The organism is Cylindrospermum stagnale PCC 7417, from assembly GCF_000317535.1.
GTDB lineage: Bacteria > Cyanobacteriota > Cyanobacteriia > Cyanobacteriales > Nostocaceae > Cylindrospermum > Cylindrospermum stagnale.
Map to the genome: position 1 here is coordinate 140,457 of NC_020050.1, position 25,926 is coordinate 166,382.

At 42.2% G+C, this 25,926-nt stretch carries 18 protein-coding genes and 1 pseudogene; 13 read left to right on the forward strand and 6 right to left on the reverse strand.

The window, feature by feature from the left end; all coding sequences use genetic code 11:
* Positions 1-1,072 precede the first annotated feature (1,072 nt).
* From ltrA to CYLST_RS33885, 3 genes and pseudogenes are all read left to right on the forward strand, one after another.
* Positions 1,073-2,743, forward strand: coding sequence for a group II intron reverse transcriptase/maturase (gene ltrA / locus CYLST_RS30195; RefSeq protein ID WP_015328339.1), 1,671 nt, complete (start codon positions 1,073-1,075; stop codon positions 2,741-2,743).
* Positions 2,744-2,870: 127 nt separating this feature from the next.
* Positions 2,871-4,532 carry an ISL3 family transposase gene (locus CYLST_RS30200; protein ID WP_015328340.1) on the forward strand — a complete coding sequence of 554 codons (1,662 nt, stop codon included), beginning with the start codon at positions 2,871-2,873 and terminating at the stop codon, positions 4,530-4,532.
* A gap of 33 nt (positions 4,533-4,565) precedes the next feature.
* A pseudogene (locus tag CYLST_RS33885) lies at positions 4,566-4,703 on the forward strand (four helix bundle protein); the annotation flags it as partial.
* A 116-nt stretch (positions 4,704-4,819) separates the two neighbouring features.
* On the opposite strand, the gene CYLST_RS30205 reads toward CYLST_RS33885, so the two are convergent.
* Positions 4,820-7,843, reverse strand: coding sequence for a Tn3 family transposase (locus CYLST_RS30205; protein WP_015207665.1), 3,024 nt, complete (start codon positions 7,841-7,843; stop codon positions 4,820-4,822).
* A gap of 153 nt (positions 7,844-7,996) precedes the next feature.
* Between CYLST_RS30205 and CYLST_RS30210 the strand changes: the two genes are divergently transcribed.
* The 4 genes from CYLST_RS30210 (at position 7,997) to CYLST_RS30225 (ending at position 13,224) form a co-directional block, all read left to right on the forward strand.
* On the forward strand, positions 7,997-8,617 hold the full coding sequence (locus CYLST_RS30210; protein ID WP_015210838.1) for a tyrosine-type recombinase/integrase: 621 nt from the start codon (positions 7,997-7,999) through the stop codon (positions 8,615-8,617).
* Positions 8,618-8,909: 292 nt separating this feature from the next.
* Positions 8,910-9,065, forward strand: coding sequence for a ribbon-helix-helix domain-containing protein (locus tag CYLST_RS30215; protein WP_157162740.1), 156 nt, complete (start codon positions 8,910-8,912; stop codon positions 9,063-9,065).
* A 68-nt stretch (positions 9,066-9,133) separates the two neighbouring features.
* Entirely contained in the window at positions 9,134-9,436 is a 303-nt protein-coding gene (locus CYLST_RS30220) for a hypothetical protein (protein ID WP_015328343.1), read from the forward strand.
* Positions 9,437-10,173: 737 nt separating this feature from the next.
* Complete coding sequence (locus tag CYLST_RS30225; RefSeq protein ID WP_015328344.1) at positions 10,174-13,224, forward strand: plasmid replication protein, CyRepA1 family; 3,051 nt, start codon at positions 10,174-10,176, stop codon at positions 13,222-13,224.
* 219 nt (positions 13,225-13,443) lie between these two features.
* Here CYLST_RS30225 and CYLST_RS30230 read toward each other — a convergent pair whose 3' ends face one another.
* From CYLST_RS30230 to CYLST_RS30250, 5 genes are all read right to left on the reverse strand, one after another.
* Positions 13,444-13,839, reverse strand: coding sequence for a type II toxin-antitoxin system death-on-curing family toxin (locus CYLST_RS30230; protein ID WP_015328345.1), 396 nt, complete (start codon positions 13,837-13,839; stop codon positions 13,444-13,446).
* The gene (locus tag CYLST_RS30235; protein WP_015328346.1) at positions 13,836-14,060 is read right to left on the reverse strand and encodes an AbrB/MazE/SpoVT family DNA-binding domain-containing protein; all 225 of its coding nucleotides are present in this window, start codon (positions 14,058-14,060) and stop codon (positions 13,836-13,838) included. Before CYLST_RS30235 ends, CYLST_RS30230 begins: the two co-directional genes overlap by 4 nt.
* 107 nt (positions 14,061-14,167) lie before the next feature.
* The gene (locus CYLST_RS36475; RefSeq protein ID WP_281172844.1) at positions 14,168-14,302 is read right to left on the reverse strand and encodes a hypothetical protein; all 135 of its coding nucleotides are present in this window, start codon (positions 14,300-14,302) and stop codon (positions 14,168-14,170) included.
* Between the two features lie 56 nt (positions 14,303-14,358).
* The gene (locus CYLST_RS36230; RefSeq protein ID WP_015328347.1) at positions 14,359-16,014 is read right to left on the reverse strand and encodes a CobQ/CobB/MinD/ParA nucleotide binding domain-containing protein; all 1,656 of its coding nucleotides are present in this window, start codon (positions 16,012-16,014) and stop codon (positions 14,359-14,361) included.
* A gap of 9 nt (positions 16,015-16,023) precedes the next feature.
* A complete protein-coding gene (locus CYLST_RS30250) occupies positions 16,024-16,491 on the reverse strand; it encodes a hypothetical protein (RefSeq protein ID WP_015328336.1) in 468 nt (155 codons plus the stop codon).
* 448 nt (positions 16,492-16,939) lie between these two features.
* Between CYLST_RS30250 and CYLST_RS30255 the strand changes: the two genes are divergently transcribed.
* From CYLST_RS30255 to CYLST_RS30285, 6 genes are all read left to right on the forward strand, one after another.
* Positions 16,940-17,389, forward strand: coding sequence for a plasmid mobilization protein (locus CYLST_RS30255; RefSeq protein ID WP_015328349.1), 450 nt, complete (start codon positions 16,940-16,942; stop codon positions 17,387-17,389).
* A complete protein-coding gene (locus CYLST_RS30260; protein WP_015328350.1) occupies positions 17,373-19,028 on the forward strand; it encodes a relaxase/mobilization nuclease domain-containing protein in 1,656 nt (551 codons plus the stop codon). Before CYLST_RS30255 ends, CYLST_RS30260 begins: the two co-directional genes overlap by 17 nt.
* Before the next feature lie 230 nt (positions 19,029-19,258).
* The gene (locus CYLST_RS30265) at positions 19,259-19,867 is read left to right on the forward strand and encodes a hypothetical protein (RefSeq protein WP_015328351.1); all 609 of its coding nucleotides are present in this window, start codon (positions 19,259-19,261) and stop codon (positions 19,865-19,867) included.
* Positions 19,868-20,000: 133 nt separating this feature from the next.
* Complete coding sequence (locus tag CYLST_RS30270; protein ID WP_015328352.1) at positions 20,001-20,705, forward strand: hypothetical protein; 705 nt, start codon at positions 20,001-20,003, stop codon at positions 20,703-20,705.
* Positions 20,706-21,219: 514 nt separating this feature from the next.
* On the forward strand, positions 21,220-21,480 hold the full coding sequence (locus CYLST_RS30275; RefSeq protein ID WP_015328353.1) for a hypothetical protein: 261 nt from the start codon (positions 21,220-21,222) through the stop codon (positions 21,478-21,480).
* Positions 21,481-21,804: 324 nt separating this feature from the next.
* Positions 21,805-25,884 (forward strand): HEAT repeat domain-containing protein, encoded by a 4,080-nt coding sequence (locus tag CYLST_RS30285; RefSeq protein ID WP_015328354.1) that lies wholly within the window; start codon positions 21,805-21,807, stop codon positions 25,882-25,884.
* Positions 25,885-25,926 lie beyond the last annotated feature (42 nt).

Sequence of the window (25,926 nt, forward strand, 5' to 3'; positions counted from 1 at the left end):
TTTTGTTTTATGGTTAAAGTAGGTATTGAGCCGAGATTTGAGTAATTTTCTGCAAGATGGTCTGGAAACCCTTGTCCTGTCTGGCTTTGATAATTTGTTAGTTCCGAGTCAAAAAAGCCGTTATTTACAACGTAAAATCAAGCCTTTTCAGGTCATCTTGCAGGTTTTTGGTTGCATCTCGGCTCAATACCTAATTAGGGGATGGAGAAACTACCACCGTTACTGTAAGATGGATGGTTCAAGATTCTCATTGTGGTTTACCCGTTTGAGAACATGGAATGTCTTTAATAAAGTGTAGCGAACTGCAAACATCCAGCGATAAAACTGCAAACAAGGCATTTTTGAAACCACATTCTGGGTCTTGGCAACTTTTGGTGATCTTGGTTGGGGTAAGGCAGCTATGCTGAGGACAGAAGGGAGAAAGATATAATTGAGATACTTCAGTGCGACCCGGAAGTCGCTCGCGAGAATGGAACCCTCAAAAAGTTCCCAGGTTAGTATCCAAACCTGTACCCACCCGAAGGGGCATTTTGAGTAATCAATATGTCTCACAGCTAGAGGGTAATGTCTAATCCCAAGTAATAGTCACAAACGAAAGGGAGGGCTAGGGTAAGACCAATATGGATAAGATGATGAATCTGCGTTGAGGCTCCGATATTATTAAGGCTATCGAAAGTGACTGATACGGTAGTGTGGGGTAAAACATCCGTTATATAAACGGAAACAGGAAAGATGCCTGAAGTACATCTTTATAGGATACCAAACTCCCGGAGTATAGCAGAATCCTAAATTGGTTGTATCTGTTGCGTGTGAAACGGGGAAAACCCAATGGGGTCTAACTACGTTGCTGTTTGTAGTTAGTAGGAGTGACCGTAAGGTACTCGGAACTCCCCAGTGGGAGTAGGAAATCCCAGTAAGCGAATGCTGCCATACCGAAAGGTAATAGAAAACAGGACTTGTCCCTGATAACTAAGCAGATAGGTCTGATGACCAACTCGAAAGGGTGCCGACGGGGATTGGTAAGTCTCTTGAATCTCAAAGTAAGGGAATCGAACTTTTTGGGAAAAGTTAGATGCAGACCGAAAGGAATGTAAATGTAACCAAAAGAACAACCGATTGGCAACACGTCAATTGGCGCAAAGCCTATTGCATAGTTAGAAACCTAAGACAGAGAATATTCAAGGCTGTCCAGAAAGGAAACTATCGATTAGTGAGAAGCTTGCAAAAGCTAATGATGCGTAGCTATTCTAACATTGTACTTTCCGTTAGAAAAGTTACACAAACTAATCATGGCAAGAATACGCCAGGTGTGGACAAACTTTTGGTGAAAACACCAGAAGCCAGGGGATTTTTAGTTGATTCACTCAGAAAATTTATTCCTTGGAAACCACTACCAGCTAAACGGGTGTATATCCCTAAATCCAATGGGAAAAAACGACCTTTAGGTATACAAACAATAATAGACCGTTGCTTACAGGCGATTGTTAAGAACGCACTGGAACCCTTTTGGGAATTCCATTTTGAATTAAGCAGTTACGGCTTTAGACCTGGAAGAAGTACCCACGATGCAATCAGTAAAATCTATATGATTGTACGTCCAAATAAAAAGAAAAAGTGGGTATTAGATGCCGATATTAAAGGTTGTTTTGACAACATTTCCCGAAATTTTCTGATGAAAACCATTGGTAACTTTCCCGCAAGAAAGCTAATAGACCAATGGTTGAAAGCAGGATATATGGAAGAAGGAAAATTCTCCGAAACGCTCACAGGTATACCACAGGGGGCTATTATTTCGCCCCTCCTCGCTAATATTGCGTTGCATGGGATGGAAGATGCACTGGGAGTAAAGTATAACCGACGCGGTGAAATTGTCAGCAGACGCGCAGTTGTGAGATATGCAGATGATTTTGCAATCTTCTGTGAAACAAAAGAGGATGCAGAACAAGCCCAAATTGATATAAGTGAATGGTTGAAATCTAGGGGACTCGAACTATCAAAAGAGAAAACTAGAATTGTTCATCTCAATGAGGGGTTCTGTTTTCTAGGTTTCAATATCAAACAATACCGAGTCAGCAACACTAAAACCGGGTGGAAACTACTCATTAAACCTAGTAAAGAATCTCTTCTAAATATACGGAAAAAGCTAAGAGAGGAGTGGCTAAATCTTAAGGGGCATGACATTAAAAGTGTCATCAAAAAGCTAAACCCCATTATTAGAGGTGAAGCAAATTATTTCCGTATAGGTGTTGCCTCTGAGGCATTCAGAAGCTTAGATGACTGGATGTTTAAACGGGAATGTAGATATGTAAATCATACACATCCGAATAGAAATAATAAATGGCGTAAAAATAAGTATTGGGGAAGGCTGAACCTGGAAAGAAAAGATAGATGGGTGTTTGGAGATAAACGCACAGGTTTTCACCTGATAAAATTTTCTTGGTTCAATATTCAAAGGCATCAACTTGTTCTTGGTAGGTCATCACCAGATGACTCAACACTCAAAGATTACTGGAAGGAAAGAGAAAAAGTGAAAGCTTCCAATCATCCTAAAAGTATTCAGAAAATTGCTGAGAAACAAGGTCATGTTTGTCCTGTCTGTGGACAAAGCCTATACAACGGTGAAGAAATCCACAAACATCATAAATTCCCAAGAAAGAAAGGCGGTTTAGATACATACTCAAACCTTGAGTTAGTTCATCTTTATTGTCATCATCAATTCCATTCTGGAGCTACAGCTACATGACTTGCTTAAGCCGTGTACTTGGAAACTTGTACGCACGGTTTTCAGGGGGGAAAGAGGTAGAAATATCTCTGACCTACCCGACAACTTCGCTCTATCAAACATTTGAGGGATAAGCCTCAGCTTGATTATGTCAGTGCTAACTCACCTACTACCAGATTCAACCAATCTGAAACTTGAGAATTGCCAAGTAGACAAGATAAAAACTCAGATAAAGTTGATTGTTTCCGCAATCAGAACAGTAGTTAATTGCCCAGTTTGTAACCAACCTACTCACAAAATTCATAGCCGCTACGAACGCAAGTTAACAGACCTACCTTGGGCTGATTACAGTATTACCCTACAGTTGCGAGTGCGAAAGTTTTATTGCATTAACACTTTGTGTAAACGGCGCATTTTTACCGAAAGACTGACAAGTGTGACCGCACCTTGGGCGCGAAGAACTCTACGTTTAGCTCAAAGACTGAGTGCAATTGGTTTAGCTAATGGTGGGGAAGCTGGGGTAAGACTCTCAGAGCAATTGGGGTTAACAGTCTCTCGCAACACGCTATTAAAATTAGTCCGCTCAATCCCACTTCCGCCAATCGTAACGCCGCAGACTCTTGGAGTAGACGACTTCTGTTTTCGTAAATGTAAAACTTACGGCACAGCACTAATTGACCTAGAACGAAGCCGACCAATTGCTCTACTCAAAGATGCAAAGGCTGAAATCTTAGCAGAATGGTTAAAAGCACACCCCGGTGTCAAAGTCGTTTCACGAGATCGGTCAAAAACTTATGAAAGTGGTATTCGCCAGGGCGCGCCTGAAGCCATTCACGTTGCAGACCGTTTTCACTTATTGCAGAACTTAGCTGAAACACTTAACCAAGTTTTCGCTACGAATCATCAAGCTCTCAAAGCCGTCGATGAAGCATACAGTCTTTCATCAGTAATCCAAACCGATGGTACTGTAGTTGTGCGAGTACCACGGCCAAGCCGCGAACAACAGGCACTACAATTAACAGAACGAAACCATGCAAGAAGACTTGCTATCCATCAGCAAGTTTGGGACTTACATGATCAAGGTTGGAGTGCAAAAGCTATAGCCTGTCAAGTTGGGATTGGTGTTACAAGTGTATTCCGCTATCTACGTACTCCCACCTTTCCAGAACCAACTAGACGAAGAAGCCGAGGTCGAAGTATTTTAGTTCCGTACCAGGAATATATCCTTAAACGCTGGGATGAAGGTTGTTACGAAGGTTTAGCCTTGTTTGAGGAAATTCAAAAACTGGGTTACAAAGGTAGCTATGATACAGTAGCCCGTTACACGCGACGCATCCGTACTGTCCAAGGAATCAAGCCACGAAAACGGTATTCAGTTAAGTCTTTACCAAAAGTCACTCAACCCAAAAAACTTTGTCTGACACCTCGTCGTGCAGTATGGCTAGTGCTACGCAACCCGGATTCGCAACAGCCAGAAGATGAAGAATTGATTGCGCTACTCATAGGGCAACATCCAGATTTAGCCGAAGCCATCAAGTTAGCTCAAGGTTTCGCTCAAATTGTGCGTCAGCGACTGCCCCAACAACTCCAACGGTGGCTAACTGTTGCAGAAAGTAGTAATTTGACTGCTTTTCATCGCTTTGCTAAACGATTGCGTGAAGATTACGACGCAGTGAAGGCGGGTGTAACTATGTCAGTTAGTAATGGCCCCGTTGAAGGACATATTAATCGACTGAAAATGTTAAAACGGCAGATGTATGGTCGTGCCAAAATAGACCTACTTGAGCGAAGATTTTTGTTGGCTATTTGAAGAGAAAAACTTTGATAATTTTCATTTAACTATATGAGTTATAGAAATCAGTTTATCTGGCAAAGGGCGGTTCAACTTGCCATCAATTGTTATAAATTCACACGACTATTTACTCAGTCAGAATTGTATGATTTAACCAGCCAAATACGAGGTTCTTCTGTATTTGTAGCATTGCATCCAATATGGGGTATTGCAACGATTCATGAAAAATTCCGCCATATCGCATGAAACGCTTGCCCAGAGAGAGTTTTAGCGATACCATAACTCTTTCCTCACTTATGCCTATCTCAAGAATTATCTACATCCATGGGAATTAGAGACAGATCATAATCAACATCTGGGGGTTTGCGATTTAAATCCAGGCTATAGCGTCCAAATCGGTTGATATGTTTAGTCAGATATGGACTTAACGCCCCCATAATCTCCTCATCAATGGCATACCCTTCAGCAATTAATTCCTGCAAAATCCTCGTCATTTCAAAGACATTATAGAAAATTAAGCAATTTGAAACCAAATGGTTATACTTAATCATCTTGCGTTGTTCATCTCGATTATTACTAGGAATTAAACCTGATCCACCGAAACTGACCCATTTGGTAAAACCATTAAAAGATTCACTCTTATTTAATGCAGCTTGGATGGTAAGGCGTAACTTTTCATCAGATAAATATGACAACAAAAATCCTGTGCGAATCACTAGCCCTAGCTCAGAGAATGACTGATAGAGTCGATTATGTCTGCTATAAGTTCCTAACTTACGTAAAATGGTTGAGGCGGTAAATTTTCCCGCTTTAATTGAAAGAACAACCCGTAACATATCTGGCAAATGAGTCTCAATCAAATCCCAATCGACTACATCAGAAAAGAGACCATCAATATGGTGGTAACGAGACTCCTTAGTAGGACGATACAACTTTAAATCATGCCAGTTGCGAATGCGAGGCATTAAATTGATTCCCAACAAATAAGCCAACCCAAATACAGGCGCACTTTGACCTTGAGTATCAGCATGAATAACGTCAGGTTGAATTTCTGATTGATTATTTAACAAACCATCAAGAATATAAACGGCTTCCCATACACCACAAGGAATAAAATGACTAAATAAGGCAATATAAGTATCAGAAACATGATAATAACCAATGCCTCCATAACCACCATACCTAATGTGGTATTCTGCTAAAAGATTCTGCTCATAAATATCCCACTTTGTCCCATCGGCTGAAGCTCGTTTTCCAGTTCCCCAAAATTTAGGCAGAGAAAACCGATTATAAGCGTTAATAATTGAAGTAATCGCTTTATCTAAGGTTTCTTCAGTAATATGACGCTGATTAACCCAAGCCACTTGTCGATGGTCAAACGCTCCTAAAGAACGGGCTGTTTGAGAAGCTCCTAAATGACAACCATAACAAAAAGTGGTAGTTAGATAACGAGCAATTGGATGGTCGATTTTAGCTTCATATCCTGAAATTGGGTGAAAGAAACGAGTCCAGTTTAACCAGAGTTCTGTATCGGTGAGAATATCCAGTATGTTAACTGGGTGCAGCCGTTCTCTGATGAGAGACTCAATCAATTTTACTTTTTCCTGGTTAACCTTCTTGTTAGTTTTTTGAATAATTGGTTTGCCATCTTCTAGGCGAACAAACTCATTTTTAGGAAAAGATTTATCTGTCTGGGATGCTACCTGAGAAAGCCACTCTTTTAAATGAACAACAAAGGCTTTTCCTTCAACAGGTAAATTGACTAATTCTCCATAGTTAGCAACTGTCGCCTTATAATCAGACCAAGAAATCTGCTGTTTTCGGTAATCAGCAAAGGCATCACTTCCTTCTACATATAAATCTCCTGATTTCAGTTCCCACATCACCTGTGAAAAAACACAAACCTCAAAATGCTTACGATTAATTCGTGTGGGGTAAGAATGACGGTTTTTCTGGTTGGTGATTAATTGCCACCACTTCGTAGGTATCCAATCTAAGTTGAGTAAATTCCTGGTTTTTTCTTCAGCAGTACCTGGGTTTTCAACTATGATTGTTTTTAACCAATCTTTGCGGCTTCCTTGATGCTTACTCAAAAATTCAATTGCTTCTTCTAAGGAAGTATCTTGGGTAGTTGACTGGAGTTTTACCCATCTGAGAATCTGAAAGAGAGTAGAACGATGACTTTTATAAAATCGCCACAGAAAAGGATAATAATTATTGCCTGCATAGGCAATATGAGCTTCACAATCTTCTAGAAGCTGTTCGGGAGATTCGCCAATAACTGTTTCTATAGCAGTGAATTTTTGGGAGATTTGACCTTCACTGGAGTAAGCAATTACCACATCTCTTAAGGTCGTAATTAATCTGTCACTTCTGGCTTGGTGTTCTTGACGATAACGCGTTAATGCCTCCTGTCCATAGAAATGAATCTTGAGCATTCTTTTAATGAACATCTCCGCAATATCATCCAGTGTTCTTGCGGCTTGAATGGCAATTAAAGTTAATGTCAATGTATAACGTTTATTAAGTTCTAGCTCTTTCATGCGTGCCGCATCTAAGGTCATAGCTTCGGCTGCAAAATATTTAACCTTGCTATCAGGAATATCTGTTAATAGTTTCTGAGCTGGATTAATTTCATCTATCCATTTCAACCGCTCGACTAATGCTTTTAAATTCTTGAGTATGGGTTTACCAGCGTCTTGTTTGAGTTCATACCAAGGAGTTTTGAGATTGAGAATACTCGTCTCCAATAACCCATCTAGCATGACCTTAGTTTCTAGATTTAAACCATCTGCTACTTGTCGATAAAAGATTTGAGAAATAGTTGCTCTAACTCTTCTAGCTGCACGAACTAAAGTTGTGAAAATAGGTAATTCATACTGGTGATGAACTAATTCTTCAATCGCTACATTGATTAAGTCAGCTAGGTCATTTTTGGTTTGTGCTGCTTGTGCCATTGATTTGACGATAATTCGCCTTGCACCGACACCATAGGGGATGATTTTGAGATAATCCCGAATTAGAGTTAAATGTCGCCAGCGTGTTCCTGATCTATCATAATTCTCCAACTTTTGGGGAATAAAGTTGATTTTAACTGCCTCAACAATGTGCTTAATAATTGCATCAGGCACATTTTTGACTAAAACAAAGTATCCCAATCGCTGAAAAGTTTTTAACAGCACTAAAAAACCTAATTTGGCAACTTTACCTTTGGTATGTTGGCTGGCAAACTGAAGTTCAAGGTCAGTTGGGGTATAAATTTCTAAGAGTTCTTTGGAACTAATCTGGTTTTTCAGTCGGGGATAGGCAGTTTCAGCAAGACTTGGCACGGACGTTAAAATTCTCTATGATTAAGGGGTAGTGCGAATTTAAGTTTAAAAGATACAAGCCTCTCGTTTGAGGTAATTTATAACTTTGCCTAGTTCGTCTCTTTTTAGGCAATGTATGCTGGAGATAGCAACTAAGACATGAGGATTTGGCCCATGTCTACCCACACTACTCAACTTCCATTTTCGGCAAAGTCAACTAACTACTCGACTCCACCAGCTAAACGCCCATCTACACGCCAACGAGAATATTTGCGACCGAAAGAAGTTGATGCCATGATCTGTGCGGCTCGTTCTATCGGTCGGCACTCTGTGCGGGATGCAGCGATGATTTTACTCATGTTCCGGCATGGACTTCGTACTGCTGAGTTAGTTGCGCTCAAGTGGTCACAAGTAGATTTGTCAGAGGGTTATATCGACATTCGTCGTCTCAAACATGGGCATGATACTGTTCATCCGTTACGCGCTCCAGAATTAAGAGCCTTGCGTCAATTGCAACGCGATTATCCTGATACTCCCTATGTTTTTGTGTCTGAGCGTAAAGCTCCACTATCAACTAGAGCCGTTCGTCACATTATCGCACGCGCTGGCGAGCGCGCTGGAATCACTGAACCAGTTCATCCCCATCAATTGCGCCATGCTTGTGGCTACTATTTAGCAGCCCAGGGTCATGATACCAGAGCAATTCAAGATTACTTGGGACACAAGAATATTCACCACACCGTGCGTTACACGCAAATGTCTCCCCAGAGATTTGAATCTTTTTGGACGGACTGAATATATCTACAATCCTTTGTGTGTAACCATTTCACTCAATATGGCGGAATTTTTTACGAATCGTTGCAATACCCCAAAACGCTGTAACTATTGCTGTATCTGCGTTATAGATACCTAATTAGCAGGAATTAGTGAAAAATTACTGCTTAATTTGTGCTATGTGGTTATATTAGTTGACGATGGCTGCCACTGTCAACACTAAGTTGAAAATACCAAATCACTATTGTCCAGTTTTATGCTTGAATCATGGTGTAGACAAGTGTTGATAATGGCAGCTAGAAAACCACGTATTATGTTCACCTGTTCCGAAGAAACAAAACAGGTTTTGGAGGAATGGTCAGAAGATGAAGGGCGTACTATGAGCAATTTAGTGGAAAGAATCGTAGTAGATGCGATCGCCAACCGTAACGCCCAAAAACAACCCAAGCATGAGAAAGAGGCATCATAACCAAGGTAAGTAAATTATGATTCAAGCCTTATCTAAAACCAAACCAGTAACCTTACCAGGACGTATCTATGATTCAAGGAAAATTAGAAGTAACCATAAAAATTAACCAACTCCCAGAAGCTAAGACGGTAGAGAACGGCTGGCAACAGTTCGAGGTAGACTGTGACGGGCGTATCCTCAGCATCACAGTTAAACCCAAAATGTGGAAGAAACTGACTGATGCTCAAGCCAACTATCCCCAGTGGGTAGCTGCGATTGCTGGTAAGCTCGGTCAACAAACGGAAACCGGCTTTGTACTGGAGGAACCTAATATCCAGACTTTTGAAAAAAAGGTGAAGGCAGAGGCGACAGATGCGGCTGTTGTCACTTGAGCAAAAGCGAATACCACAACGGGGTAATCACAGCTAAAAAGAGGGTGTCACCAGCACGCTTGATTACCCTGTACCCTGTTCAACAGATGTAGCGAAATTTAAAGTGAAAAATCAAACAAATGTTAGATTGCATGAGTCCCAAACTTCTGTAAGATCAGGCTACTACTTAAATGAAGCAAATAACTTATGTGAAGAGATAACAGCGCCAAAAATGCCAAAAGGACAAAACGCACACTTATAGTACACGCTTTGTCCCTTCATACGAATGGCACATCTGACTTTGCTCAATCAGAGCGGGGTTAATTTCAAAGAAACCAAAGAAGTGGGTCTTAGTTTGGCCGCTAGCTCCACCAATTGGCTTTCCTGAGATTATTTTGTGCTGCACCATGCGGGAGCAGGTGCTTCTCATTCATATTATACGAGTCGCCGCTGCAAAGGAATCCGTTTCTAGAGGAATGTTTTTAGAAAACAAATGAGCAGATTTAAGATTTACGCAAGAGAATTACTGGTTGAGACAGAGTGTGATGTGTGGGATGCGCCGTGCAGTAAGAGTTTTGGCGTTTTCTCTACGAACTGCACCAAGCCAAGAGATTTTTAAACAACCTGTGTAAGTCCTGAAATTATTTGTTCCTCTCCCAGAATAGCCAGCATCAAGCAACGCAGCAGATTTCGTAGATATGTAAGTGCAGCACGAATAACCCCCTCTGATACTCAACCAAGTATCCGGGGAATCTACCGTGTTAACTGACAGCCAACTAACATACTCCACACCAGAAATTTATCAACCCCACTGGGACGAATGGCTCTCAAGTGCCATTGACCCAGAACTGATCACCGCCAACCTGCTCACGCTCTGGGGAACAACCCCCTACGAATATCTGTTCTACAGCCCCAAAATCTCACGCCGCAACGACGGACGCTTACGGGACGGGGACTTAAGGAACTATCGCCACATAGAACACGGGGGCTGGTGGTGTAACGGCATTGACCCCCTGAACAACTACCAACCAATGTTATGGGGGTGCTTCAAGCCCGATAAGCCCCGGCGCAACAAGCAGAAAATTCACAAATTCATCAAATACGAGCATCCCTACAAAGAAGCAACCAGGGCCTTCTTCCCGTACGTCACCGATAAAATTTGGGCAAAAATCTCGAACCGCTGCGGCATCCCGATTACAGAAGAAGATAGACTTCACCCTGGTGGCTTCTGGCATTGGGTTTGGCTGCACAACGTCCCAGTAATCATTGTAGAAGGCGTAAAGAAAGCAGCAGCATTACTTTCTGCTGGCTATGCGGCGATCTCACTACCTGGAGTCAACGGTGGCTACCGCACCCCCAAAGATGAAGATGGGAACGCCATTGGTAAGCCCTACCTGATTCCCGACATCAAACACTTTGCCACACTAGGCAGACAAGTAAATATTTGTTTCGACCATGACAGCAAAGCAGAAACTCGCCAACGGGTAAGAACCGCTATTAACCGCATGGGCAGCTTACTCATTGGTGCTGGCTGTGAAGTTAGGGTGATAGATTTACCCCCAGATGATGGGGAGCAGGGGAGAGAGCAAGAGAGCAAGAGAGCAAGAGAGCAAGAGAGCAAGAGAGCAGGGGGGCAGGGGAGAAATCTTTCTCTCCCTCCTCAACCCAAGAGCCTGAAAGGGGTGGATGATTTCATTGCCGCATTGGGTCAAGACGCATTCCACGCCCTGTACAACACAGCCGAAGTGCTAGAGATGTGGCAAATTCGGCTGTCCACCTTGCTAACTTACCCCCCAGCCATCGCCTTTAACCAACGGTTTCTGGGAGAAATTCTCATCCCCGCAGGTGAAAAGCTCATCGTCCTCAAAGCACCCAAAGGCACAGGCAAAACCGAATGGCTGGCAAGTGTTGTAGCCAGAGCACATGACCAGGGGCAAAGAGTTTTAGTGATAACCCACCGCATCCAATTAGGTGAAGCCCTGTGTAATCGGTTTGGCGTCAATTACGTCACAGAAATTCACGATTCAGAAACAGGGGACTTACTTGGTTACGGAGTTTGTATTGACTCCCTACATACAGAGAGCCAAGCCAAATTTAATCCCAACGACTGGTCTAACGATATCGTGATCATCGACGAAGCCGACCAAGTATTCTGGCATCTGTTAAACTCCGGCACTGAAGTATCTAAACGCCGTGTTGCTGTCCTTGACAATCTGAAAAAATTAGTTCAAAACGTCCTCAGCAGCCCACAGGGCAAAATCTACCTCTCCTCTGCCGATTTAAGCGATGCTGACGTAAATTATATCCGCTCCCTGGCCGGGGGAATTCACATTAACCCCTTTGTAATTCTTAACAATTATCAGCCCCAATCTGGGAATTGTTATAACTACCAAGGTAACGACCCCAGGAATTTAATTGCTGCATTGGATAAGGCCCTGGCTCTTGGTGGTGGACATCATCTACTGTGCTGTTCTGCCCAAAAAGCCAAATCCAAATGGGGTACACAGGCTTTAGAGGCACGTTACCGACGTAAATTCCCGCATTTACGCATTTTGCGGATTGATAGCGTCAGCGTGGCAGACCCTAGTCACCCCGCTTATGGATGTATTGCTCACCTCAATGAAATTTTGACAGAATATGACTTGGTTATTGCCTCACCTAGCCTAGAAACTGGGGTGTCCATTGATATCAAGTCCCATTTCTCAGCAGTCTGGGGAGTTTTCCAGGGCGTCCAAGCTGTGAACTCTGTGCGGCAAATGCTGGCACGACTGCGGGAAAACGTTGACCGCCATATTTGGGTGAGAAAGCAGGGGCTAGGAGTGATTGGGAATGGCTCTACGTCGATGGGGGTACTGCTGGCTAGTCAACACGCAGCCACAAGAGCGAATATTGCCTTATTGTCAGCGGCGGATAATGCTGATTACAGCTACATTGATGAGAATTTTCAACCAGAATCTCTACAAACTTGGGCAAAACGTGCTTGTGTGATTAATGCCCAAACTAAATGTTACCGTGACTCGGTGCTGCAAGGTTTGGCTGATGATGGTTATACAATTATTGATGCAGATAATTTGAAACTGGACTCTAAGGAAACTGAGCAGGTTTTCAATGAGGTACAGAATGCTGCTGAGGAATTGCACACTACTCAGTGCGAGGAAATTGCAACTGCTGAAAAGCTCTCAGACGCTGAACTCAAAAAACTGTCAGAAAAACGGGCTAAAACTAAGAGCGAACGCCAGCAGGAGCGTAAAGCTGATATATCCCAGCGTTATGGGGTGGAAGTAACACCGGAAATTGTCAGAAAGGATGATTCTGGTTGGTATCTACAGCTGCGGCTGCATTATTATTTAAACCTTGGGCGTAAGTTTTTGGTAGCCCGTGATGCTTCCAAGGCTAAAGCGCAAGTTGAGAAGGGCAATAATGCTATCTGGAAACCAGATTTTAACCGGGGGCAGATGCTACCTGCGGTGCTGTTACTGGAAGAATTGAATGTTTCGCAGTTGTTTAATGCTGAGGTGGAGTGGAGGAGTTCTGATGCTGGGTTGCAGAAATTGCGATCGCTGGCTGTACAACATAAGCAGGTGATTAAGAATTTCCTGGGGGTTTCTATTTCTGAAAAGGATAGTGCGATCGCGATCTGCCAGAAGTTCCTGAAAAAGTTAGGGCTGAAGCTGTCCTATCTTGGTAGGTTTGGGACTAGGGAAAATCGCGAACGGGTTTATAAGTTTGTCCCACCCCAGGATGAGCGGGAAACTATTTTCCAAGGGTGGCTACAGAGGGATGAAGCTACGAGTTCATCTAAAGCGTGAAAATGTCTCGGTTGGTGTCCACCCTCAATAATAAGAGATTAATACATTAATCCTGGACACCTGGACACCTGGACACGGACTCACATAACGTTTCCCCAAATGTAAATCGGGATGACGACATTCAGGACGAACTATTGCTGATAATTGTGGTGAAAATTGCTCACCGGAGAGAAGTTTACCGATAGAGAACCAGTATGAACTTTAAAGTCAGGGAGTCACCTAGTCATGTTGAATAGAATTCTTTTGAAGCCATTGGGCTATTGATTCTTGAGTTTCAGAACCTGCGGCCAGTCGTTCCATTACCAAGACAACTTCCGTCTCTGGAACATCCAATGAATATCCATTTAATTCAAGAAAGGTAGCCATCACTACGAAAGCTACCCGTTTATTACCGTCTATAAAAGCATGGTTTTTGGCAAACCCATAACCATAAGCCGCAGCCAAATCAAATATGGTGGGTGTAGGCTCACCATAAGCCAGCAAATTCTTCGGTCTATCTAAACTAGCTAAAAACAAATTGTTATCTCGTACACCAGCAAGACCACCATGCTGTGCTAATTGGTCTTCATGCATAGCTCTAACAATTGTTTCATCTAGCCAGAAAAGTCCATTCATTTCCCTAACTCATGAAGTGCATTCCTGTATTTAGTGCTGACTTTTCTGTATGCCTCCATTGCCTTGTCAAATTCAGGATTACAGGCAGTCACATGAATACCAGAGGGAGTTTCAGTGACAAATACGCTGTCGCCTTCTTGTACCCTAAGTTTTTGCAGAGCTTCTTTAGGTAGTGTTACACCCAAGGAATTTCCAATTCTCCGAATTTTTAAGGTGTACATAAATTAATCGCCTAATCGCCTCCTTCTAGGAGTAATACTATTGTAATAACATACTTTGACGACATTTGTTTCAGTATTTATTGAGAATTTATTGATTTTGATGCCTACTATTTGCGGTCAGTCCCCAAATGTTTTTCAACCCGCTGTAGCTTGGTATAGCTGTAGTTGGTCTGTTTCCATATTCCCCGTAAATAGCTGGTGATATCATTGGAGATTTTCACCGGAATAACTTGATTAACCACAAAGAAAAACACCAAAAAAAGCAACGAAGTGAGAGACGCTATCCTCCAGTATTTCCCTAGAGGTTCAGAGCGAAAAACCTCTTTTCTATCGTTATTGTTCTTGGCGGCTGGTTTTTCACCTCCTGAATAACCGTAGTCAACCGGTTCGTGTGACTGACCAATTCCTTCCACCCCTGCTTCAACTCCGATACTTCGCTCTTTAGCCCTTTCAACTCTAAACTTTCTAACGTCGGCGAGGACTTGGGCGTACTCTGAGACGGCGACAGCAAGCGACTTAATTCTTGCTTCAAATCTGCATTGCTCCTCTCGAACTCGTTCCAAGAGACTCCCTGATTCTTCAATTCCTTTGTCAATAACTCGATAGTCGCCATAGCTTGACTCAGGAGTTGATTCTGGATTAAATTCGTTTGTGCCCATGCCTGTAACTCCGCCCTATCCTTTTCCCGTTCAGCCTTTTGAGATAGCTTAAAACTTTCAAATTCCTTATATAATCTCCCTAGTGCCGTCTTCACCTCACCCAGTTCACTAGCTCCCAAAGAGAGCGAACTGGAGGCAGTAGAGATATCGCTATTGCCGATATCGTTATTACTGCTATTGGTATTGCCGTTATTGCTATGACTGCTGTTGCTATTGGTGCTATTGCTAATGCCGATATCGTTATGATTGCTATTGCCGTTACTGCTATTGCCCCTATTGCGTTTATTGTTATTATTCATCGGCTTTTTTCTCCCCCGACGAGCTTTAGTTTCAGTTACTTCTGATTTATTTGCAGTACTCGCACTCCTACTCGTCGAAGACACAGCTTGATTAACCTCTGCTGATGATGATTGACTCACCGCAGATTTATTGATATCTGCTGCTGATGATTGACTCACCACAGATTTACCGTTATCTACTGATAAAGACTGACTCACCGCAGATTTATTGTTATCTGTTGATTTATTTATATCTGCTGCTGATGCTGATAAAGACTGACTCACCACAGCTTGATTAGTTACTGGTTGATGTAACCCCAGATAAACAGCAGCCTTCTCCAGTTCCGGTTTAGCCTGGTCTAAAAACCCACTCACCAGCAGATAATCCCCAAAAGGGAACCCATTCTCCTCAGTAGCCGCAGAGAAAGGTAAACCCTTCTCAATCAACATATCAAAAGTTGAATACTCAAGCTCAGGCAGTTCAATCTCTATTCCATTTAATTCCGATATAGCAACTCTAGTTTTACTATTATCCCAACGCTGAAAACCTAACCCCTTATCCCAGCAGAGATTCTTCACCACCACATAATCAGCTTGATTACCACAGAACTCTAGCATAGCCTTCAAGCTAGTAATCACCGAATAACCCAGATTCAGCACAGTCACCAGAGACACCCGATAACCCAAATCACCAGCAATCTTAAACAGCCCAAACTTATTGATAATTTCCCTAGTCTTATTACCAGAAGCCCCCGGCATATCCACCACCACCACATCAGGAGAATCAGCTTTAATTTCCGTAAAGAATCTCTTAGCCTCAGCCACCTCAATGAAATTTAGCAACTGTACACCAGAGCCAAAATTCTGATAATACTCGAAAAGTTCTGGATTTTCAGTATCAGCATCATAACCGAGATAGTGGATATTATTCGTGTGCAGTACATCAAGCAATAGTCGAGTGAAAGCCGTTTTCCCAGTACCGCCCTTTCCCCCCAGAATCATGACTATGCGTTTCATACATTACTCCTAGACACTACTCCTATCAGTGACATTGAACTGAGAATTAGTCTTAGCAGCCCCCTTCTTTGCCTTTGTACCTTGAGAAGTTTGAGAAGATGACGGAGATGATTTTTCCACAGTAGCAGGTGGCATAGCATCCACCTCTGGTGGTGGGTTATTATCCACAGGTATAGTAGTTGAGTCAGAGTCAGAAGAAACCGCAGATTCAGAACCAGGCTTATTGGTATTAGTTGCCATAGCCCTTTTATGGAAACTCTTCATCCCACTAGCAGCCAACTCTACCCCATGTCCCTTAAACACATCAGAGACATCCTCATAGGAGTAGCCAGCATCCAACATATCTTGGATAGGTTTAGCCAAACTTTTGACCAACTCTTCCACGCTAACAGTTTTAGGAGTAGCCGCCTTCTGTTTGAGACTAGCTTGAATATCATCGACTTTAGATAAAGGAACAGCCTTGGGTTTGCGGGACATATATAGTAGGGATAATTTCCTCCATTTTAGGAGAAGTACCCGCCTTTTCATCAACTAAATCCATGAACTAAAGTCATCAACCAAAGCAGCTACATCTACCCAACCTTAAAACCCATAAGTTTGATTGTGTAGATGCTTGTAGATGCAAGCGGGAGAATTAACGAGGGGTTGATGAGTTGGTGAGGTAAACTAGTGTAGATAATGTAAATAGAGGGGCGTAAAAAATTAGTTAGTGGCGTAGCCTCAGCGGTCAGACCCATGCCACATCTCGGCTGTTCCCCTACGTGGGTTTCATGCCACATATACCCGTGTCCCCGTCGCGCCCCCAGAGGCAAGCAATACGCCTTAACGCGCCTAGCGGCGCTACTTTCGCTACGCTCAAGAGGCGTGACTTGCTTGTTGGGGGTGTCCCCCAAACCCCCATGTTTGTACAACTAATCTATCGGTTATGACAGAACCAGACCCCCGCACTGAGTTGAATAATCAACTAGCAAAAGCACTGAGTAATCAGTTAGTGCAGCCTGATGAAAAGCGAGAGATAACTGTAACATTTAGGGTGAGCCATGCTGAGAAAGCTAGACTAGAGCAACGGTGCAGTGGAGTAGTGCAAAGCGACTATATTAGAGCTAGATTATTCGATTATTCCTTACCACGCCCTAAGTTAATTATCCCAGAAGTTAATCGCCAAGTCATCTATGAATTAAAGAAAATTGGTAATAACCTCAACCAACAGACTAGAGCAATTAACGAAGCAGTCAAAGTTGGTTATCAACCATTAAATCATGAGGTACAAGAGTATTTACAAACCCTGAAAGAACTAGTAGATATATTAGAACAAACTCACCGACAAATTACCCAGGCATCAGCAGAGGGGCAGCGGGATGATTACCAAAGTTAAAGCTAATAAATCATTTCGTGGCACAACCAAATACGTCCTGGAGAAAGAGAAAGCCACAATCATTGGTGGCAATATGTACGGCTCAACCACCAATGAACTAGTAGAGCAGTTTAGCCTATCAGCCCATCTTAACCCCCAACTAAAAGACCCCTGCTACCATCTAATGCTGTCAGTTCCCAAAACTGATAGAACCCTCAATGACGATGAATTGGCTAATTTATCTCAGCGTCACCTTGCCAACGTCATTGTATTGTCCAGGCTAAAAGGTGAAGAATCCCAAGTCAAACAGCCTGATAAAAGGATAGCTGATACCAAGCTAAACCAACTAGTTGATGAATTTATCGAAACAGAACTGCCAGCTTATGACTTCTTCATAGCCCGACATTCAGATAAAAAACATGACCACACTCATATCGTTGCATCTAGAGTCAATAACCTAGATGGTAAATCTATCCGCACCTGGAATAACTACGCTTACTCAGAACACTCATCTCGACTGCTAGAGCGAGAATTTCACCTCACTCCAGTACAAAGCAGTTGGGAGAGTAAACGCAAAGCCATGACCCGTAATCAACTAGAACGGGTAGAACGAGATGGACTGCCAGGTGAAGAAATAATGCGACGGGCTATAGATGCAATAGCAGCAGATAAACCCACAATGCCACAACTAATTGAGAGATTATGGTCAGAGCATCAAGTCAAAGCCATCATCAGTTATTACAGTCATGGTGGAGTCAGGGGTATTAAATTTGGTATTGATGTAGGCTCAGTTAATGAAGATGGCTCAACCAGATGGCTTTGGAAACAGGGAGGTAACTTAAATAAATACAAATGCTCCTTTACCAAACTTCAGACAGAATTAGGCGTAAACTATGACTCCAAACGGGACGATACAGAAATTAAACGTTTAACAGAAATGTTAGAATCCGCCAAAACTGCATTGACTAATCACCAGAAAATAGACTATTTATCCTCTACTAAAGCTACAGATGCATTCCAAGCATCTCCTAAAAAATCTGAAATTATACCGTCAATTAAATCTCAGCCAACCTCGGCTCAAGCATTAGAACTTTACAGTTACTACAGCACTGGTTTAGAACGTGAACTAGTTACAGACCGAGATAAAGAAGTAGCTATAAAGGCGCTCCTAGATGATAACCCTTCCCATGAGGTTGAAGAGATTTTGAAAGCCAGCCCTGCCCAATGGAGCCAAGCAGAAGCCAGAGCATTGATATTAATTGCTGAAGATAGCTTGGCATCACAACAACTTAAATCTCAATTATCACCCGCAGATAAACAGCAACTAAGCCAAGAATTATTAGCGCTTGCTGTGCCTGTTGCTGTTGGTTTAATCAATCATCTTGTCAAAAATACTGGAAAAAATAACCTAAGATTTAAAGAATCTACACTCAGAAAATCGGGGGAAGAACTAGTGTTCACTCATGATAAACGAGGTGAGATTTTTCGGGTAGCAGTGAACCGAAACCATCAGGGTAATTTAGAGTATTCACCAATTCATGTGGGGGAAATATCGAGGGAAGATATTGACCATTGGCACAAAGCAGAGCATTTGTTGCAATCATACATACAGGAGACACAGCCACTTCGAGCAACAAGGAACAAAGGATTGTCCCTGTAGAAGATTTTTCGGGTAGTTGCGACTTTGTGGTAATAGTGGTCTAAATGAATGATTGAGGCAACAAGCGCTCACTAGAATATATTTAGCTAAGAATAATAACAAAAGTACCTTTAAAATTTCAGATAATTAACCGAAAATACAACTTTTAACAGTTGCTTTAATTCGGACAATAGCGCGAAAATACTTTTCTTCCTCACAACCCCATAAATTACATATTGAATCTTGTTACCATGAGCATTACTACCGTTACACAGCAGTTAACAGTCAATAATCAACTGATAACACCCACAGATTCTCTACAATATCGTGCAATTGGGCGGCTGTGGGGAAAGTATATTCCCAGTAGTGAGCAGATTAATCAAGGCAAACTAATAACTGCTGATGGTGTAATCATCAATGCCATTGTGAGGAAGAGAGCATCTAAACGACTTCGCTATCCAATTGATTTATCACAAGATTACTTGTGGACTGTTTATCCCAGAACACCAATAGAAGATTCTGGCATAGGATTTTATATGAGGTTAATAAGTGTGAGGACACCCTCTGAGTACACCGACTTAATGAAAACGGAATTTCAGTTACTAGCTGATAACTTTTCAGTCCAAGGTCTTGTTGTCTATCAAGACTATGAAAAAGGAATAGTAGAAGTCAAGATTCACCGTTCACCTTGGATGATAAATGATACTCCCAAGGGTTTTAAACTGAGACTATTCGGATTTATACCGCCCAAATCCGTTAAGTGTTTCTGGAATTTTCAGGTGCGGCGTGTGGGGACTGACTTAGTAATTCAATCAGGGGAGTGCATTAAATATATGGCTGATGGAGCCATCAAAAACTGAAAATTTATCAACCATACCAGCAGAAAATACTCTGCCCGTAGTTGAAGCTAATCCAACACATCAGATGTATTTATCACCCTGTTATTGTTTATTTACCTAACGCTCAAAAGTGCATTGCTGCTAATAATTTATTATGCCCAAACGTCAATCCAAGAAAACCAATAGTTCACCATCAAAAGAAATACCTGTACCCCAACAACCAGCCATTGTCCGTATCGTCAAGCAAAATATTCCTGCCACTTCAACCAATAGTCCAGAACCATCTGAATCATCATCAACTGCCGCCAAGAGAGAAAATCATCCAATTGAGCCGGAGTTGCAAGTAAATAGTAACCAAAGCCAAAGTATTGAAGTGGAGTCATCAAACAGTAGCGCTGTCTCTACTCCTGATGTTGTACCCCAAAAAATGAATGCAGCTTTAGATGAGTCATCCTTACCATTAACCGTAGAGACGGCACCAGTTAATTTATCAGCATTAACTGCAACTGATGAAAGTAAATCTAACTGCTTTGCACAATCAGAACGAGACTCTCAACAACCGCAATTAGCTAGACTAATACCACCATATAAAAGATTTGAAACAGTAACTAATAGTCAAGGACAGACCTTTGCTGTTGGAGAAGAGATACAAGCGAGTACCTGTAACTTTGGCGAACAAAGAGCTTTGATTACGTTCTTATATTCAGCACCAGATGGAAGTATTTGGGCTAGTTTTTATCCTTTGACTAAATCGCATCAACGGCAATGGCGGCGGGGTTGCTGCCGGATTGAACATTTGAAAAAGCTAGATGAAAACGTAAGCAATGAAACAATTGAGACTAATCTAAGACGCATCTAATTTTTTGTTCTGAAGACCGCACGGTAAGATTTTCAGACTCCCATAAATACAATTTAGATGCGCGACAGCTTAAATAGCGGTAGATTGATAAGTTACCAGAGTCGCTCAATAGGATTGAGTTTGGGACTATGGGAAGGTTGAAAAATTAGTATATTTCTGGAAAGTTATGTATTGGCTCGGAAACGAGTCGCACCTCATCTTATGCCTAAAATTACAGTTTACTTCTTCTGACGATGGGGCCGTTTGTAAGCAGGTACACCATAAATTTCATCTTCTAGTTGTTTCCACTTTATTTTAATAAAAGTACCTGGTGGGGCAAAACCAAGAAATTCTGCTTTCTTAACTAGCCCGGCAGTCGAATGCCAAAGGCGCTTTTGTCCTAAATTCCAAGATTGGCATAAGAGTTCAATTTCTATATGGGGGTCTAAATTTTAAATCACTCCCCTAACCAACTGTTTATCGTGCTATTGTAGTGAATTCAATTTCAATTTGTAATACCTAAGAACAAGCAAGTATGAAGTTTCAAGGAGCAGTTATCAAGGAGCAAGGGGTGACCTTTGCAGTGGTTGTGGTAAAGGAACAGATTTTGGATAACAAGACTGAAGCCAACAAAACCATACAGATGTTTCAACCTGTATTTCCAGGTATACCTATTGTGCTAATGGCTCAAGACTTCAAAGGCTCTCCAAGTTATTATGGTCGCAGGGACATATCCCAATTTATGGCAAATGTTCCGATTCAAAGTGTGCCGTGGAAGGAATACACATTAAATTGAAATCGTGTAACGAGGGACTAAAAGTATTGTACCTTCGTTGTGACCCCGAAAGCGACAACGAGCCATCAAATCCAACTTATCAATCGCAATCGCTACAACCCTCATTCTTTCGTTGACTGATAAAACTTGCTTATGATTGCAGCAGAAGGCGCGATTGCAGGTATAGTTTTTGGCGCACACATAGTTATTGAAGTCGCCGTGGTTAGAAATAAATAAAACAACGGTAATTTGGCTGCTGTTTCCCGCCACGCAAGTTAGTTGTACTTAGTATCCTGCGTTTTTATAGGAAAAGTTCTCTTGAGATGTATATAAATTTACTCTCGCATGATTGCCCCTAACGAGTTTCAGCGTTATCTACAATCTATCCTTGATGCGTCACGAAAAGATACTCAGCAGGAGGTACGCGATCGCTATATTCCAACGCTGGCAGAATTGCCATTGCAGGTACAAACCTATACATCGTCTAAGCCAGACTCACAGGAGTCGCAGGATAAAAAGCGAGAGCAGTTCGCGGTGCTGGAGGGGCTAAGGAACCACTCTCCAGAGCATGTACTGCTAGTAGGTAAGCCTGGTTCGGGGAAATCGACTTCGCTGCGGCGGTTGCTATGGGAAGAATCGCGGTGCTGTGTAGAAGCAATCGAGCAAGGCAAGAGTGAAATTCCTGCAATCCCTATCCTGCTCGAACTGCGCGGTCTTAGCGGTTCGGTGTTGGTAGCAATTCAAAAAAAACTGGAATGGTGGCTTGACCTGGATGAAAAAATTTTAAGATATCTCTTGCGCGATAGACGATTGTTGGTGATCTTAGATGGTTTGAATGAATTGCCCAATGACAAAGCTTGGCAGGAAGTAGATGAGTTTAGACAGTTATGTGCTGATTTAAAGGTTCCTTTAATCTTGAGTACGCGGGAGATGGGTTCAGGCTCAAATCTGAGAATTCCTAAGAAACTGGAAATGTTGCCACTAACCGAACCTCAGATGTGGGAGTTTGTCCAAAAGCGGTTGTCGGAGACGGGTGGGGAACTGTGGCGGCAGATTAAGGGGCGGCTTCGAGAGTTGACACAAACGCCACTGTTACTGAAGCTGTTGTGCGATGTTTTTGAGCAGAATGGTGAAATTCCCACAAACCGAGGCGATCTGTTCCGTAAAGAATTTGCGCGACGGTATGAGGAATTTAAACCTGAACGACTCAGAAATGTTTCTGAGGACTCGCGTCGTTCTATGTTCGACCTACTGAGCTATCTCGCTTTTACAATGGTTCAGGGTGATCCGCATACCGATCCTTGTAAACCTAGCGCTTCTTGGGTCACTATTCCCAAAATTCAGGCAGAGAAAATACTAGCCACTTTTCTGGCAGGCGATAACACACCAGATGTGGCGGTTACGCAAAAGGCTAAAGAGTGGTTAGAGGATTTAGTGGAATGGCATTTGCTCCAAGTAGCTAGTAACCCTGCCCACCTTGAATTTCACCATCAACTGTTTCAGGAATATTATGCGGCGGAGTGGCTAGTACGGCAGTTGACAGAGTTGAATGATGAGGAACTGAAGTATTACTTGAATCATCTAAAGTGGACAGAACCGCTAGCAATGGGGATGACGTTTGTGGAGTCTGAGGCGGTGGCGGTGCAGGTGGTGAAGCGGGCGCTGGAAGTAGATTTATATTTGGGGGCAAGGTTGGCGGGAGAAGCTAGGCTATCTCTACAAGAGGCTACTGTAAACGTCCTTCTCCAAAAAAATTTCAGCACATCACTCACAATCTGGCTTTTAGAACAAACTCAGTCGCAAAGGGCGTTGCCATTCTTACTTGATGTTTTAAAAAATGGAAACTCCGATACCCGTTGGCGTGCCACGCGAGCTTTAGGCAATTTTGAAAATGTGACAGTTTGGATACCTTTGATTGAGCTATTAAAAGATGATGACTCTTCCGTTCGTTACAAAGCAGCAGAGTCATTGGGAAAATTGGGTAATGTGGAAACAACTTCATATCTGTGTCCACTACTAGATGATGAGAACTGGTTGGTTCGCAGTATTGTTGTAGATGTTTTAGGACAGTTGGAAGGAAGAGCAACTATTGACTGTTTGAAGAATGCGCTAAAACATGAAGATTCTACTGTTAGAAACAAGGCTGCTGAATATCTGGGACAGCGTGCTACTCAAGAAGTAATAGCTTTACTGAACGAAGAGTTTAATAGAGGTAATATTGATACCAAAAGGGACATTTTACAGCTTTTAGGTGAAACAAAAAGTGCTGCTGTTCTTCCCATCTTGATTCATGCTTTATCAGACGAAGATTGGATTATTCGTTCAGAAGCTGTCAGTCAAATAGGTTTACTAGGTATCTGGCTAGATTCAGATTTATTTGACGATGCCATAACTGCATTCATAAACATTCTAAAAAACGATTCAGAAACTTCAGTTCGTTCTAGTGCTGCAATGTATCTAGGAGTGATCGGTGACTCACGAGTAGTACCAGTCCTCATCGAGGCTTTATATCAGGATGATCAGGTTGTGCGTTCTTCTGCTGCTTATGGTCTAATGCGACTACAGGATCAGTCAGCCATTAAAGACCTTACTGAATCTTTAAAGGATACAGAGGATAATGTTCGTGAAGCAGTTATCAGAACACTACGCAGCCTAAATGCAGTGAACGCATTACCTGCCCTAAGAAGATTGTTGCAATGTAAAGCGGTTAATATTCGGCGGGAAGTAATATTCACTCTTGGATTTCTTGGTGACTCTAAAGACATACCTAATTTGTACAAAGCTTTGCAGGACAAAGAATTTTCTGTCAGTGTCTATGCAGCTCATTCATTAAGTCAGTTAAACAATCGAAAAGGAATACCTATTTTAGAGGATGCCCTTAAAACTGGAAATAAAGATGCTCGCAAGCTAGCGATTAGCGGTCTACAGAACTTTAAGGGAAAAGTTGGTTTGTCCAGTATTCTCACAACAGCATTCATGGATGATGAGTACTCTATCCGAAAAGCATCTATTGACTTTCTAGAACATTTTAAGGAAAGTCAAGAGGTAGTTAGTCAACTCAAAATCGCTCTCAGCAATCAAAATGAAGATATTTGTCGAAACGCAATGGATGCTGCCAAGACGCTAGGCAATGCTGAAGTTTTATCTGATTTGAGGCGACTTGCAGAAACAATCACAGTTGTCGAAAGACCTTTAGAGGCGATCGCTGCTATCCAATCACGCTGTCAGTTCTACAACTACGACATTGCCGGACTGCCGCCTCCTCGGAGAGTGAAAAATTTGCTACATAATAAGCTAGACAACATTATCCAAGAACTTAAAAACGTGTCGGAAGAACCCAAGCGTGTTATTAACACTGAGAACTACTTTGAAAAAGGTACCCATACTCACACCCACAATTATGCAAACGATTCAGTCATAAGGAAAGCTAGTATGTTTGGTCGCAAACCCTCTGCCAATTCACAGCCCAATGAAGACAGTAAAATGACTGGTTTAATAAAAATATTAGGATGCGACAACCCCAGCCGACGAGGGGATGTAGTTTTTGTTCATGGGTTGGCAGGTCATGCGTGGAATACTTGGCATTGGCAAAACCCAGAAGATAAAGATTACAAAAAGGATAACTTTTGGTTAACTTGGCTGGGGAACGATTTAGTAGATGTTGGAATTTGGACTTTTGGCTACAGTGCGGCACGGTTGAGAGCGAATGGTTCAGCCATGCCACTTTTTGACCAAGCTAGTAATTTTTTAGATGATTTAGAAAATTTTGGCATAGGTGAGCGCCCGGTGGTTTTCGTCACTCATAGTATGGGTGGCTTGCTTGTCAAGAAAATGTTAAACACTGCGACAAATTTTTCACGAAACAAAAGTAAAGAAGCAGTCCTTAAATATACTCAAGGAATTATATTCTTATCTACTCCGCACCTTGGTTCTGACGTTGCTCAATGGGTAAAATCTTTGGCAGGCTTTTTGACTACGGTTAATGTCGAAGAATTAAAAGCTCATGCTCCCCAATTACGCGAGCTTGATGAATGGTATCGCCAAAATGTTGATGAATTACGAATTCAAACAAAAGTTTATTATGAAACACAACCAACCTGCGGTGTTTTAATAGTAAACGAGAGTAGTGCTAATCCTGGTATTAAAGACGTAAAACCGATTGCAGTAGAAGCAGACCATGACTCCATTGCTAAACCAAAACCAGGAGATAGCAAAGTCTATTTGGGTGTCAAAAAGTTTATTGAAGAATACTTACCACCATCACAAAAATCTCTACCTCCGGCTGCTAATCTAAGTCATTTACCACAACAAATGAACGATATTAATCAAACTATTCAAGCAGAGTATGCTGCTACATCTGGACAAGGAGATGCTATTGTTGACGTTACTAACAATCACTACCACAATAACGAAAACCCTCAGTAGCCCCTTTAAACTCCTCCAGTGCAAGTTTAGGGGGGCGGCAGA

Bases quoted from the DNA above. Each gene is read 5' to 3' on its own strand.
- CYLST_RS30215 (WP_157162740.1), top strand. From the start codon at position 8,910: ATGTTCACCTGTTCCGAAGAAACAAAACAGGTTTTGGAGGAATGGTCA.
- CYLST_RS30230 (WP_015328345.1), bottom strand. From the start codon at position 13,839: ATGAATGGACTTTTCTGGCTAGATGAAACAATTGTTAGAGCTATGCAT.
- CYLST_RS30265 (WP_015328351.1), top strand. From the start codon at position 19,259: ATGAGCATTACTACCGTTACACAGCAGTTAACAGTCAATAATCAACTG.
- CYLST_RS30255 (WP_015328349.1), top strand. From the start codon at position 16,940: ATGACAGAACCAGACCCCCGCACTGAGTTGAATAATCAACTAGCAAAA.
- CYLST_RS30235 (WP_015328346.1), bottom strand. From the start codon at position 14,060: ATGTACACCTTAAAAATTCGGAGAATTGGAAATTCCTTGGGTGTAACA.
- ltrA (WP_015328339.1), top strand. From the start codon at position 1,073: ATGCAGACCGAAAGGAATGTAAATGTAACCAAAAGAACAACCGATTGG.
- CYLST_RS30250 (WP_015328336.1), bottom strand. From the start codon at position 16,491: ATGTCCCGCAAACCCAAGGCTGTTCCTTTATCTAAAGTCGATGATATT.
- CYLST_RS30285 (WP_015328354.1), top strand. From the start codon at position 21,805: ATGATTGCCCCTAACGAGTTTCAGCGTTATCTACAATCTATCCTTGAT.
- CYLST_RS30210 (WP_015210838.1), top strand. From the start codon at position 7,997: ATGTCTACCCACACTACTCAACTTCCATTTTCGGCAAAGTCAACTAAC.
- CYLST_RS30275 (WP_015328353.1), top strand. From the start codon at position 21,220: ATGAAGTTTCAAGGAGCAGTTATCAAGGAGCAAGGGGTGACCTTTGCA.
- CYLST_RS36230 (WP_015328347.1), bottom strand. From the start codon at position 16,014: ATGAAACGCATAGTCATGATTCTGGGGGGAAAGGGCGGTACTGGGAAA.
- CYLST_RS30220 (WP_015328343.1), top strand. From the start codon at position 9,134: ATGATTCAAGGAAAATTAGAAGTAACCATAAAAATTAACCAACTCCCA.
- CYLST_RS30260 (WP_015328350.1), top strand. From the start codon at position 17,373: ATGATTACCAAAGTTAAAGCTAATAAATCATTTCGTGGCACAACCAAA.
- CYLST_RS30270 (WP_015328352.1), top strand. From the start codon at position 20,001: ATGCCCAAACGTCAATCCAAGAAAACCAATAGTTCACCATCAAAAGAA.
- CYLST_RS30200 (WP_015328340.1), top strand. From the start codon at position 2,871: ATGTCAGTGCTAACTCACCTACTACCAGATTCAACCAATCTGAAACTT.